Source organism: Methyloprofundus sedimenti, assembly GCF_002072955.1.
GTDB classification, from domain to species: domain Bacteria; phylum Pseudomonadota; class Gammaproteobacteria; order Methylococcales; family Methylomonadaceae; genus Methyloprofundus; species Methyloprofundus sedimenti.
In genome coordinates, this window is the sequence record NZ_LPUF01000001.1 from 1,715,706 (window position 1) to 1,729,821 (window position 14,116).

The following is a 14,116-nucleotide window of genomic DNA, read 5'->3' on the forward strand; positions in this document are numbered from 1 at the left end:
TCTTGAAGTCTGAAATCGACAACTTCCCAAGGTATTCATTCATTTAAAAAACAATATGTTGCCATTCATTTATTTTTAGATTAACGAAAATCAGTGGCTGATAAGCCTTACTAAAAGAGGTATAAAGCAATGAACAAAATTTTTGCCCCAACAAAACTTTATTTGCGCATATTTGCATCAGTCACTTTGGCAGGAATGAGCGGTTTAGCAACTGCTGATGTTTCGAAAAAGCCACCCCTTGATAAGCAAGCTAACGTGATTGGTTCGCCTGTTTCAACACTTGTACCAAAATCAGTTGCTGCCGGCTCAGACCCCGCTAATGAAAAGACGAGTAATGAGCAACGAGAACTATTTACTCCGCTATCATTCAGAAGCAAGCACGATAAGGACAGTAAATATCCTGATCGAGAAGCACACAAGACATCAAAAAAATCATTTAATTTTGTTCTAGGTGGGTTGTTTCCCAACGATATAATTCTCTCTAGCAGTTTGAAACTAAAAGGAAACAGAATCACTAGTTCGAATGGCCCAAGAAAGCTGGAGGCGAATCTACGCATCACTACTGACCCTGTGGAAATTCCTGGAATTAATAATTTCATTCAGGATTGGCTGTTCCCACAGTTAAACTCTGTAGATACAGATCCAAAAGGGACTAAGACGTCGTGGGTGCAAATGTATTCCACTGTCAAGAATCAATGGACAGGGACTCCCAGAAACAATTCGATGAGCGATCTTGTTCAGATTGGCTACATGGGGCCAGGCGCTGATCAGTTGGCAACTAACGATACATACTGGAATGCAAATGGAACCTCCTCGGATGATCTATTTGCAGATATCCAGATGGCTGAAAATTACAATATAGAGTCACTATGGGGACTATATGATCCTGAGAATATTCTTCTCCATTCAGACTTCGATGAGCACGCCCTGCGTCAGAATATAGACAACCTGCTAGACCCTAAGGCAACCCCCAACCCGGATTTATGGTACCCCAGCATTCTCTATACTTTCCAGCATGCTAACATCAAAAACCGGGGAAACCTGACTGCTCCTGTACTGATTATCCAACCCGGTGATGATGTTATTTTAAATTTTTCCAATGATATTAAAATCGGAACTCTAAGCCAGAAAGAACTTGAACTCTCCACACTAATCGCCAATAACACATATGGCAACAGTGCCAGTGAAGGCCTGGCAGGAAGCACGTCAACCAACTTTCATTTGCACGGTTCACATACAAACCCGACAGCTTTTGGAGACAATGTGGTGGCGCGATATACCTCTGGCCAGTCATGGACAACAAATATCGAAATCCCAATCGATCATGGTGTTGGTTCCTACTGGTATCACTCCCACTATCACCCTGCAGTCAATCAACAAGTTTATGGTGGCTTGTCAGGGTTTATGCAGATCGGAGATCCTCTGGCAAAAATTTCGGCTCTTGCAAGTACGCCAAGAAACCTTGCCATTCTAAAACTTTCCCAGATTGACAGTAAGAATGGTGGTGAAGACCTTCAGCTAACGGGCTACGATAATATTGGCACTGGGGTTAATAGACTGACAATGGTGACTGTTAACGGGCAATTCCAGCCTGAAGCTGATGCAGGAAAAGGCGGTTGGCAATCACTGACCCTCAGTAATCAAACCAATAATGCACAATATCAGATTATACTGATTCACACAGACAAGTCTGGAAACAGGGAAACGCTAAAACTTTTCCAGTATGGCGAGGATGGTCATCAATTCCCTCAGATTCTTGAAGTAACAGGTGTGCTGGGTCAGAACTCCCAGAATTTTGGTTCTGGTGAGTCTGCTCCACCAACAGCCTATGCACAAACTCAAAATGCACTTGTCCTACCCCCTGGTAAAAGGGTCGATATTCTAGTCTATCTTCCAGAAGGTACTACTGAACTGGCATCAATATACTCATTTAAACACCCAATAACCAATGAGGAGTACTTTGTTCGCAATGCAGGTCGCTACCCCGAATTAAGTAACGCAAATACCACTGCTAGCGGAGGTAATACATCAATGAACCCTGCTGGACTCACTGGTTTTGGAGCACTGGCAACTTTTGTCGTTGACCAGCATGTTGAGATGCTATCTCCAACAGAACAAGCTGAAGACATTCAGGCGTTCAATGCAACAATCAAGATTCAGGATATTCAGCCTACCACAGTTGCCGAGGATTATAATCCCAATGCAGTACCTCGGATTGATCTCTTTGCTACGTCAAACGGACAAGAAACCTGGACTCCGATCCGGTCACGCAGTTTCAGCTTCTCACGTACTCTGGTAGGGCCTGAGAGTGAATGGGACGCACCCACTCAGGCTCAAATCAATGACTATGAAGAGCAGAACCCGGGGAATGATTTCACACGCTATCAAGTGCTACCCATTGCTCTAAATGGTAACCAATTTTCAAACTTTCCAACCTGGCTTGGGTATGCAGGCCCCTGGCTGATCAATGACCATGTCTTTCCTCAGGGAAACCTTACTATTGCTCAACTGGGAACCATCGAAGAATGGGACCTGAAGAACTGGAGCGTAAGCAGAATAAATGCTCTTAATTCGACCATAACACCAAGTCAATATATCGGCCATCCTTTTCATATTCATATTAATGACTTTCAGGTAAAAAATTCAGATACTGAACGTAATGGCACAGGGAGCCTGCAAGACGTTACGATGCTCAACTCATCTGGGTACGATTTCTATAACACAGCCCTGAAGAAAAGAGATACCCTGCCTCCCCTCGAAGGTAACTTCGAGTCGATTCCTGTTGCTATTGATCCTGATACTGTTGCTGGCCTCGGCACCTGGGGAGCTAATACCCAAACGATCCGGATGGTATTTCAGGACTATGTCGGCACCTATGTATTTCATTGCCATATACTTCCCCATGAAGATGCGGGCATGATGCAGGTACTCACTGTCATTGAGAATACGAAGTCCAGCTGGTTAGCGCCTGCCGAAGGCTTCACAGTCAGCAGTAACCACCACAATAATATCCAGCATTTTACAATATTTCAGGCTCAAAGTTTTAAAGCCTATAAAGTAGGAATCAAAACAAAATCCAAAGCCATCCAGCTTAAGAGGCTTGATGTAGGCAATATCAACTCCGATTTTACTCAGGATCTGCTAATCAGCTCGTCTGGTGATGGCATCGTTAGAGTAGTCGATGGTGAATCAATACTAAAATCAAAAAAAGTTAAGAACCATGAACAGCCCTTTAGCAAAGTAATAGCAAAGATTCTTCCCTATAAAGCGAGCTCACTTGCTCCCTATGCCTTCGCAGAAGATTTCACGGGTGACAATCAGAGAGATATCGTCACAGCAGGCTTTGCTAATGGCGGCAAGAACGAAGAAATTGACCTGACAGACTTTACTATTACTGGTTGGCTTGGCAGCAAAGAAGGGAAGCAATGGACCGTTTCTACCTTCAATTCAACGCCATACAACGCAAATAACAACGGCACACTTCCTATCTCTGGTATGGTGAATCATAACGGCTCTCTATCAGTTCAAAACAGTGGTGACGCCTTTACCCATCAGGAAAATCCAGATACTGAACCTCAACCGGTTCACGACCTCGCTCCAGTTGAAGGGCTGAAATCTTCCCAGTTCAGTATTACAATTGGCGACTTCAATCTTGATAATTTCAATGACTACGCCCTTGTTTATGCTACAAATAGTGGCTTGAGAATCACCATCCTTGATGGTGCCGCCGCGTCTCTTTTGTACTCCACAGGTCAATCAGAAGGTGGCTTCTTCCCTAATGAGTCGATTCTTGCCGATGCGCTGGTTATCGACCCAAGCCTGGAAGGGCTCAGTTCGATCAGCCTGAATTCAGGCTTCAACAGTTTTTATCAATCCGCAATTGAGAATCTTATTGCGACTGTTGTCACGAAAACTGGAAAAATTCAGCAACTAACCTTCCAGCTTGATGCCGGGCATTTCATAGCCACATCCGAACCCAATAACCCTGAAGGGTTCAGCTTCTCATCCACGCATCAAAGCCATGGCAGATTAACCACCTTCCTTCACGACGACAAGGTCATCAATCTGATCAATCCAAGTTCCACACCATTACACCTTTCAGATATTGCCCTGATACCGACCAGTACGAAAGCCTCTACACCAGGCTTTTCCTCCGTGTTTGGCAATGGGGTACTCGTGGTGAATAACCGAATGCTTTTAGCTCAGGGTAATGCCGCTAATGGCAACGCCAGCACATCCTTAAACCTCTTCGATACAGCCCAGCAACTCGTCATTGACCTTAATGGGATGAATATAGTCGATGCAGATGATATCACTGGCTACAATCATTCGTCCTTCAACGAAGAAGACATTCAGCAACGCAATAACATGGCTAATCTTACCTATGCCACTTATTTCGGCAGACTTCCCAACCCCGGCGGAGCCGCTGCAGCTGCAGCCTCACTCAGTTCGGTAAACTCAATACAAGACTATGTCGACGATTTTCTATCCAGCTCTGTAGCTGAAGCTCTGGTCATTCAGCATTTTGGAAGCAGCCTGGAATCAGCGGATGTAGCTACAATCGTTGATACCACCTATAGGACGCTCTATGCACGGCGTGCAACCGGGCAGGATATCAAGTTCTGGCAAAACAAGTTAAATGCTCATGACCTTTCCAAAACCTTCTTGCCAATGGCGATCCTGCAAAGCACCGCTGGAAAAGATATCTTTAGGCTAGAATTTATATCTTCGGCCTCTCAGTTCAGCAATGCTCAGTGGGATAGCGATGCTGTCCTACTAGGCTCTTTTGGTCAGGGATTCGTCGAGCAAGGCACACGATTCATGCAGCTCAACAATCAAATATTCGGTACGCGGGCTAAAGGATTTTCCAGCAGAAAAAAGGCCCAGAAGCGCTTTGATAAATTTTCCAGTTTCACTGTGAAACTTCTGGCTGGAACTAATGTATCCGAAACTGGTTTTTTCTAATGCCTATAAAACTTTCTGAGTAGAGCCGGATTCTCACCGGCTCTACTCGAAGTTTCCGAGGTCAATAAAGTCAAAATCAATAAGAGCAGATGTTTTAGGGCGTGAGACGTCTGATTCAACCTAGAAACCTCAGTTGAGTACGGATTTATCCACAAAACCGTGAGGCAGAGTATAGGAGCCTGTTTGCACAATAGATTCTAGCTTATACGATAAATGAAATACGCGACGCAACTAAAAAACCTGAATGTCTGGATGTAATAGGAAATCTGAAAAAGATAAAGACAATCAATGACACCGATCCCTTTGATTGGTGACTTTGATTGTCGGCCAATGGGGAGCTCTGAATCTATTTTTTACAGTCATCCGCTAATTTGCATAAATTCATCTATTAATTGTTTTGCACGCTTATAATGACTGCCTTGCCAATAAATTTGTTTGCAACCAGAACAGACGAGAAAATTGTCGTAGTGCATTTTTGTCAACGGTTTCAGGTGCTCCTTGATTTGTTGTTTCTCGATGTTCTCCAATATACCGTTGCAATGCATGCAGCGAGTGAAAGGTGTTATCAAGCGATATAAATCAAATCGTTTCAAAACCTCTTTGACCTGAAGTTTAGGGGTTACCTCACGGACAAAATATCCGTGAGTTATTATCTTACGTTGTAATAACCTACGATCACGTGTTAAGACGATCCTGTTCTTCTCACTCGATATTGTTGCAACTGTGGCATCATCATAAGCATTGCTGTACAGGCAATCAAACCCTAATAATCTTAGATAGCGAGTTAGTCGCCCAAGATTAGCATCTATGACAAATTTTGGTAAACGTAAGGGTTTTGGACGGAGTCGCAATATCGGTGTTATATCAAAACTTTCAAATTTGGGGTACACACTGATACGGTCACCATCTTTTACGGTATAGGCAAAATTTACCGAAATACCGTTTACCAAAATCAATTCTACTTCGGTGTGCGGAACACCGAAAGATTCGATTATGTCCTTTATCGAAGCCTTCCGAAAAAAGACATGAACGATCTCAACCTTTCGTAATGCGGGTGTAATAAAATCATTCAACTCCTCATAGAAACGTAATCGAATCTGTGTCATAAATTTATTTACCTATTCTTCTTTTTTTCCTACACTGTGTCTCAGCCAGTGTATCAAGTTAATCAATTTAGTCTGAATGAAAAAATGGTGACTACGAGTACTGCCAGATTGCACAAATGAAGTTAAAAAAATTAATAGCCACATATAAAATAAAATGAATTCACATCCATATATTTAATTTTCGGTTTTGGCTGATTAAGGCAAGTTGTAGATGGCGTGTGTCAGGCAATAATTATTTTGGCTATTAACAGAGAAATAGAATTTTCATTCCTTAACCTATTTATTTGGAGCATTACTCATATGAATAACCTAAGCCATATTAAAGGTATATTATTCGATCTTGACGGTGTGCTTTATGTTGGATCAAAAAGAATTGACGGTGCATTAGAAGCAATTAATAGTGTAAGAAACTCTGCCATAAAATGCCGCTTTATTACCAATACCAGCACTCTTTCAAGAGCGTCCATACAACAAAAGCTGGGGAAGCTGGGTTTTAATATCAAGCTTGAAGAGATTATCAGTGCTCCGCAAGCAGCTAAAATCTATTTGCAGAAAGTTACTAACCCGATTTGCTATTTGTTGTTAGCAGATGATGTTAAGCACGATTTTAGTACTTTCAAACAATCTGCCAAGCACGCTGATTTCGTTATTATTGGTGATATTGGTGATACCTGGACCTATAAAATGTTAAATGATATTTTTAATTTATTGGTCAATGGCGCTGAACTGATTGCCATTCATAAAAATCGTTTCTGGCAAACAGAACATGGACTGCAAATGGATATCGGTGCCTTTATTGCTGCTCTGGAATATGCCAGTGGCAAAAGTGCAGTAATAATCGGCAAACCTTCTTTTGATTTTTTTCAAATGGCTCTTAATGACATGTCACTTTCAGCAAATGAAGTTGCTATTATCGGGGATGATATTGATTCAGATATCGGCGGTGGGCAGCTCGCAGGTTTAAAAGGGATACTGGTAAAGACAGGCAAATATAGAAAAGAGTATGCTGCTAACTCCGAAGTAGTACCTGACCTTGTCCTTGATTCTATTGCAGATTTGGTAAACCTGTCTCCTTTTGTTGAAACAGCTTGTGATAGTAATAGCTAAAGTAATTTAGAGTCTTAAATCATACGGCTTTTATCGCTTGCCGAATTGCTTGGTCATGGGAGACTTTTATTGCCAATTAAGCACTTTATGTCATTGATTTAATAAATTTCTATGGCCAGTTGCTGGATGGCAAGAGATCATAAAATCTGATATTTTGGGTATTATAAAATCTAGTCCCAACGGTCAGTCAAAATTATCTTTTATAGAAAAATAACATCGCAATTTCACGAAGTGCCGTGTAGCAAAATGTCCGCGTTTAGTGTGCTTTTTAGACTACCTTATTTGTGTGAGTTCATTGTCATAGCTGATATTTGATGGTTTTATCACACCAGTTTTACAGCCAATATCTTGATTTTTTTCTGCACTGCATCGCTTAACGTTGGGTGAGATTCTTTGGAAATAGAACCTGTAAACAGTGTGCCAACAGTTTCTGCCCCAATAGTTCGCGCAGTCATTTTAAGTTGCTTAAGGGTTCCATACATCAGACGTCCTATAAATCCAGGAGCTGCGCATGAGGAAATAATAACAGCTTTTTTCTGTTGTACATTTGATTTTCTAGATTGAGGATAATTCTTATCCCATGGCCAATAGGCATAAACAGTTAGCCGCTCCATAAAGCGTTTAAAGATGGCAGTGACTGAACCAAAGTTTGTGGGTGAGGCGAGAATAAAGCCATCAGCCAGTTCTATTTTATTAATTAATTCTTCCATCCCGTCATGTTGCACACATTTACCTGGCAAATTACCTGTCTGTTGAGTACACTCTCGGCAATTAAGGCAAAATTCAATTGGATACTCACGAAGCAGGATAACCTCGACTTCTGCACCCGCTGATTTTACACAGCGTACCATGGCCTCAACAGCTTTATCAGTTATACCGTCATCTCGATATGAACCATTAATTGCGAGTATCTTATTCATGATGTTTCTTCATTAAGAAGGCGTTTCCTGGCGACTATAAATTCAGCTTTACCTTTACCTGGATGCCAAAATTGATCAATATCAAAACCAGCATCTACTATACAATCCCTCAATTGGTCTTTAGTAAAAAACTTAATCATTGGTATTAATCCAAGGAATTTTCCGATCGGTGTGATAATTTTTAACCACTTCATCGTATCTCCCAGGCACACCGTGCTACTGATGAATATACCGCCTGGCAAGTGTAAGAAATTCATTGGTTATATTTGGATTCCACAATATTTTTCTGAATAGTATCAAAAGGCTGTGTAGCCGAGCAAGAACTATTATTACAGTGGGTGAAAGTCTTGCTCTGGCAATAGCAAAGAGAGTAGCAATGGGGGCAGGGCAATTTACCTATTCCTATACAAATAATAGTAAATTTTAGTTTATCGGCTATATTTTCATAAAAAGTCAACGCTAATTTTACAATGCAACAATTGATTCAGCGCATCTGGTGGATAATGTCGGCCTGGCTTAGGCAGTTCAGTTAGCCGGTTTTTCAGGTAAATATAAGCCTTAAGTTTTCGTAATTGCTGATTGCACCTGGTTATACAGGACTGCCATCGCTTTTTCTCCAAGTACAAAAAATGCATTTAAGTTCTCTGATTCATAGAAAAATATATCTATCTATAGTTTTTATGGTTCTTATTTATCTTATAAATAGTTGGGGTATATATTTTTTGGTCCACACGAGTTGAGAGATTGCTATTTTAGTTTTACACTAATAACAGGCGTCGTAATTCAGACGTTGGTTGGCAGCTTAAAGCTTTAATTTTAACTAATTCTGCCAAATGTAATAGCTGGATCGACTCATTGCAGACATTGAGTGATTTTAAATTTCAATCGACGCTCTAACACCTTGATAACATTATATGGGTAGCGCCAGTTTTTTATTTCATCACCTTTATTTGCTTTCTTTGATGGCACAATACGCTTCTCTATTGCGCCCTACATACTGTCAAAATACATAATGGAAAATTAATACGAGGCTTTGCTACCGTGAACAAGACCGATCACACCCAGACAGGACCTAACCAGGCGACGCACGTTGCCATAGCGATCATTATGGTTGTGGTTGCTATGACAGCCTCAGCGATCCTTGCCATGTTAGGCTTAATTCCTTTTGAGACGCTCATTTTTGTATCCGGTACCGTAGGAGGGGCAGTTAATAGTTTTCGGCGTATTCAAATCATAAGCACAGCCAAAAGTGAAACCGAGGATGCAATGACAAAGCGACTGGTTACCATCCAAATCTATTTATCTCCTTTCGTAGGAGGGGTTTTTGCTTTTGTTTTATATTTGATTTTTATGGCTGGTTTTGTTCAGGGATCGCTATTTCCGATCTTTGCATCGGGAGAAGAGGGTTTCACAACCTTCAGTGATTTTGCCAAGCTATCCATTCCTGATGAGAATGTAGATGTTGCCAAAGCCATCGTCTGGTCTTTTATCGCCGGTTTTTCTGAGGGATTAGTGCCCAATTTCATAAGTAAAATCGCCAAAGAGGCAGATCAAAATAATCAATCAGATAACTAACTTTAGGTATGTATTGCAGAAAATAATTATGCCAGTGGTGACACAGATCCGGCTGATGATAACAATAATCGATTTGTCACTCTATAGGGTGCACGCCGATTTTGACTATCAAAAGTGAAGCGTCTGCACTAATCCGAACATACAATTTAAAAGGTTTCTTGTATGTCGGCTATCAGGCTAGTTATAAATGCCGCAAAAAAACCAAGAGCGGAGTATATTTCATATGGGGTGAAAAGTTTCCCGGAGAAAGGGTTTAACACGATGCCTAAAATACCAATAACAATTAATATAGTGTCAGCATAAGCCGGAAATTGTAAACAAGAGTATGCCTGCCATCCCCGGTAGAACATGCCTCAGATAATCCGTAAAATAAGTTATGATGCGTGTGCAAAATTTACAGGGGGGTAAAAATCCTGGTTCTTTCTGCTAATGTTAAATGAATTTTGAAAGCAGGATTATACCAGCAGGCTAAAGCCTGCTCCCCAAATCAAGTATTAAAGTTTGTATATGACGCTATTTGCACTATCTCTGGGATCGCGTTTCTGCCTTATATTCTGCTCTTCACGCTCTTTTGTATATTTGGCAATCATTTCGTCCCAGTTTGCATATTGTTGATATTCCTCAAAACCTTCCGCCTTACGTTGTGCAAAAATTTCTTTACCCACTTCAATCATTTCATCAGGCGATTTACCACCGACTATATCCAAGAATTCTTCATTATTTCTGTAAGTCGTGCGTGCCGCCCAAAAAGATAATTCAAAGGCTATTCTTTTTTCCTGGGGTAAACGTCCTTTTATCATTTTGACTGATCTTAAGGCTGTTTTAAAATTACGTCCGTTTATTTCGCTGCCACTGCTACAACCAGTAGATAATAAAATGCTGAAAGAAATAACGATAATATAAAGTATGCGCATAAAAGAATCCTCGGGTAAGTATTTTTTTTTATTATAAATATTTGACTATAATACATAGTTCGTCTGAGTTCACCCTGAAAAGGTAAACGTAAACATAGTAAATTACTATGTAATTATATACATAAGCCAATATCAATGCTGGAATTTATTACAAATTTAAAACAGCGCTACCAGATAATTCAATCGGGGTTAGCCGAGGAAAGCAGGCAATGGTCAAGCTTTCAGACTAGTATTGAGCAATTAATCTTAATTGAATCTTTTTTACATAAGGAGCAGTTAATTGAACACGGGAGATTGCCAATAAATATTGCCATCATTGGCCCAACTCAGTCAGGCAAAAGTACAGTTGTTAATTTATTGCTCAATCAAAATGCTGCAGGAGTTAGTCCACTGGCTGGCTATACAGTACATCCCCAAGGTTTTGCGGTGGATTTGCAAACGGATGATTTAGCATATATTGCGCAATATTTTTCAGGTTTTCAGGAAGTTCAGCAACTGTCTTTGAATGCTGAAAAATATACTTGTTATTCACTTAATCATGTTAGTGCAAGTCATTTAAGTGCCTGTATGCTCTGGGATACACCTGATTTTGATTCGATCGATGCGCAAAGCTATCGGGAAGGTGTATTAAAATCATTAGCGCTTGCGGATGTTCTGGTGTTGGTGGTGAGTAAAGAGAAATATGCTGATCAGTCTGTCTGGGATGCGATGGCTTTAATTGAGCCTCTGAATCAACCCGTGCTGGTAGTGATTAATAAACTGATAGCAGACTCTCAGTCTCTTGTCGTAGATTCCTTTAAAGAGCGATGGCAGCAAATTCGCCAGGATAAAGTACCCGATATCTTGCCTGTTTTATTTAGCAAAGGCCTGGTGCCGCAGGATCGTCAGGCTGAATTAATCAGTCTATTGCGACGCAGCATGCATAAAGTGAAGCGCAAAAAACACGAGACTGCGGCGACAAATTTCATCAAACAACACTGGCAATCCTGGTTGGCACCGGTCAGATCTGAGCAGGAAGCACAAACGACCTGGCAGATATTGATTGACCAGGCTGTTAAGCAAGCTATTGTCGAGTATCAACGGGATTATCTGAATCACCCGCATCATTACGATACTTTCCAGAATGCTATGGCAAAATTGCTTACACTCCTGGAAGTCCCTGGGCTGGCAAATGTAATAGCACAAAGCAGAAAAATATTAGCCTGGCCTTTAAGAAAGATTTTTTCCCTAGGCAAGCATAAATATGACCGGGCTTATCCAAAAACGCAAGAAACAGCTGTTTTACAGCAAATTGCAGAGCGTGTGTTCCTGCAATTAGGTGATAAGGTGTTAGACCAGATTGATCAGACACAAGACCATAATAAATGGTGGAAAGCAATAAACAGCCAGCTAAGGCAAGAAAAAATAGTTATTTTAAAACACTTTGAATACAACACAGAGGCTTACCACCAGGGCTTTAAACAGGAAATCGAAAATACGGCACAAGGTTTATTTCATAAACTGGAAGAACATCCTGCGTTGTTAAACGGTTTACGCGCAACCCGCATATCTGCTGACGCAGCCATGTTAGCGCTGGCCGTGCAGGCGGGTGGAATCGGCTTGCATGATTTATTGATTGCTCCGGCAATGCTATCGGTCACTTCATATTTAGCTGAAAGTGCCATAGGCAGTTATTTGCAACGTGCTGAAACTGAATTAAAGCAGCATCAATTGAATGCTGTACAGCACCAGCTATTTACTTTAATTTTGCACAAGGAATTAGCGAACTTACCAGAAAAAATGATGCATAACACTTATTTTAATATCTCTCCAAATCAGCTTGCTGAAGCAGAGGCACAATTGGAACAAAAACGCCATGGATTACGAATACTCTGATTTAGTCGTTCAGGCTAAGCTCTGGGCACAAGAAGTCGTTGATAGTGCATGGGCTTCAGAGTCAGCACTTAAGGGACTGCTGGGCTATGATGCAAGAACACCTGACAGCTTATTTACCGATGTGACTTCCAGGCCGTTAATTGTTGCTTTTCTGGGGGGGACCGGGGTGGGTAAGAGTACCTTGTTAAACCGTCTGGCTGGTAAGCAAATTGCACTCACTGGAGTCGTCAGACCGACTTCTAAGGAAGTCACATTGTTTCATCATCGTAGTGTGAAAATTTCACATTTACCCAGCCTTTTACCGCTAGACAAAATTAAAATTGCCGAGCACTCAGAAGAAAAAAATAAGCATATTATCTGGGTGGACATGCCGGATTTTGACAGTACAGAGCAAAGCAATCAGCAATTAGTTTTAGAATGGTTGCCGCATATTGATGTATTAATTTATGTGGTGAGTCCTGAACGTTATCGTGATAGCAAAGCCTGGCAGATTTTAAAAGCTGAAGGTGGCAGGCATGCCTGGATTTTTATTTTAAATCAATCCGATCGAGGTCAGGCAGAACAGTATCAAGACTTTATCAAACAATTGGCCAAAGCAGGGTTTAACAATCCTCTGGTTTATCAAACGTGCTGTGCGCTTGATATGGCAGCCGGTCAGTTAGATGAATTTGATACTTTACAGACAAGCTTACAAAACCTGGCAACAGAAAATACCATTAAACAGCTGGAGCTAAGAGGTCAACAGGTACGTAAAGCTGAATTAAGTAAAGTATTGCAGTCCTCTATCGCGCTTTTAGGTCCTGCAACAGTCACTGAGGAATTAATTCTCTTCTGGAAAAAACAAGGACTTGATTTGCAAAGACTTTTAGTTGAAGCAACTGTTTTACCTCAACAGCAAATGGCAACATATTATGCTTTACATAGCGGAGATTTGGCACACAAACAAACAGAGCCTTATTTACATCAGCGTTTATGGGATAAATGGGCACAAACACGCTTTGATGATGCTCTGGATGCCTTGATTTTACAAGCAGATCAATTGGCAATACCGGTTTTACCAATCAAAAAACTGTTGTTACCTATTCGCGCCAATGCTGAGAAAATTGTTGAAGAAAAAACTTTGTTATCAGTGCGCAAAGCTTTGATTAAACCAGGAAATGTATTACAGCGTGCAATCATAAAAATAGCGCAATTTGCAGAAATTATATTACCTATTGCTGCTATGGGTTGGGTAGGCTATCAGGTATTTATTGAATTTTATGAAAGCAGTTTAGAACAAGTGCCTCACTATGTAGGCACAAATTTCGCAATAAACAGCATAATGTTAATTGCTATTTCCTGGTTATTTCCCTATTTTTTACAAAAGAAATTGCAGCCCTCGATAGAAAAAGCCGCGTTAAAAGGCTTGAGTCGTGGCTTTTTAACCGCGCTACAAACTTTGGAATTAGAGGTGCTGGAAGCGATTAATAGCAATGCACAGGTTCAGGAGACGTTACGTCTGAAAGCTGAAGACATTATCAAAGGGTGTCATCGGGGTAGCGGCAGGGCAATTGAAATACCTGAAAATAGTTCTTTGGAAAGGATGTTGTTATGACGAACAGCCGCTATGATTTTCAGGATATGAGTCATTTTACAGCCCAATTCTTAATTAACC

Annotated in this window: 9 protein-coding genes; 5 read left to right on the forward strand and 4 right to left on the reverse strand. The window is 40.9% G+C overall.

Going from position 1 to position 14,116, the window contains the following annotated elements; genetic code table 11:
• Window positions 1-129: 129 nt before the first annotated feature.
• Window positions 130-4,965, forward strand: a complete 4,836-nt coding sequence (locus tag AU255_RS07645; protein WP_080522318.1) for a multicopper oxidase family protein — start codon at window positions 130-132, stop codon at window positions 4,963-4,965.
• A gap of 359 nt (window positions 4,966-5,324) precedes the next feature.
• On the opposite strand, the gene AU255_RS07650 is transcribed toward AU255_RS07645, so the two are convergent.
• Entirely contained in the window at window positions 5,325-6,071 is a 747-nt protein-coding gene (locus tag AU255_RS07650; protein ID WP_080522319.1) for a Mut7-C RNAse domain-containing protein, read from the reverse strand.
• 300 nt (window positions 6,072-6,371) lie between these two features.
• On the opposite strand from AU255_RS07650, the gene AU255_RS07655 reads away from it, so the two are divergent.
• On the forward strand, window positions 6,372-7,178 hold the full coding sequence (locus AU255_RS07655) for a TIGR01458 family HAD-type hydrolase (RefSeq protein ID WP_080522320.1): 807 nt from the start codon (window positions 6,372-6,374) through the stop codon (window positions 7,176-7,178).
• Window positions 7,179-7,501: 323 nt separating this feature from the next.
• Here the strand turns inward: AU255_RS07655 and AU255_RS07660 are convergent, their stop codons facing one another.
• Window positions 7,502-8,098, reverse strand: coding sequence for a flavodoxin family protein (locus AU255_RS07660; RefSeq protein WP_080522321.1), 597 nt, complete (start codon window positions 8,096-8,098; stop codon window positions 7,502-7,504).
• Window positions 8,095-8,292: a hypothetical protein gene (locus tag AU255_RS07665; RefSeq protein ID WP_080522322.1), complete on the reverse strand. Its 198-nt coding sequence runs from the start codon at window positions 8,290-8,292 to the stop codon at window positions 8,095-8,097. Before AU255_RS07665 ends, AU255_RS07660 begins: the two co-directional genes overlap by 4 nt.
• A gap of 847 nt (window positions 8,293-9,139) precedes the next feature.
• Between AU255_RS07665 and AU255_RS07675 the strand changes: the two genes are divergently transcribed.
• Window positions 9,140-9,673, forward strand: coding sequence for a hypothetical protein (locus tag AU255_RS07675; RefSeq protein WP_143735888.1), 534 nt, complete (start codon window positions 9,140-9,142; stop codon window positions 9,671-9,673).
• Window positions 9,674-10,167: 494 nt separating this feature from the next.
• Here AU255_RS07675 and AU255_RS07680 read toward each other — a convergent pair whose 3' ends face one another.
• Window positions 10,168-10,587 carry a hypothetical protein gene (locus AU255_RS07680; RefSeq protein WP_080522325.1) on the reverse strand — a complete coding sequence of 140 codons (420 nt, stop codon included), beginning with the start codon at window positions 10,585-10,587 and terminating at the stop codon, window positions 10,168-10,170.
• 135 nt (window positions 10,588-10,722) lie between these two features.
• On the opposite strand from AU255_RS07680, the gene AU255_RS07685 reads away from it, so the two are divergent.
• Complete coding sequence (locus AU255_RS07685) at window positions 10,723-12,462, forward strand: GTPase (protein WP_080522326.1); 1,740 nt, start codon at window positions 10,723-10,725, stop codon at window positions 12,460-12,462.
• Complete coding sequence (locus tag AU255_RS07690) at window positions 12,443-14,056, forward strand: GTPase (protein ID WP_080522327.1); 1,614 nt, start codon at window positions 12,443-12,445, stop codon at window positions 14,054-14,056. The genes AU255_RS07685 and AU255_RS07690 overlap by 20 nt, the downstream gene beginning before the upstream one ends.
• Window positions 14,057-14,116: the final 60 nt, after the last annotated feature.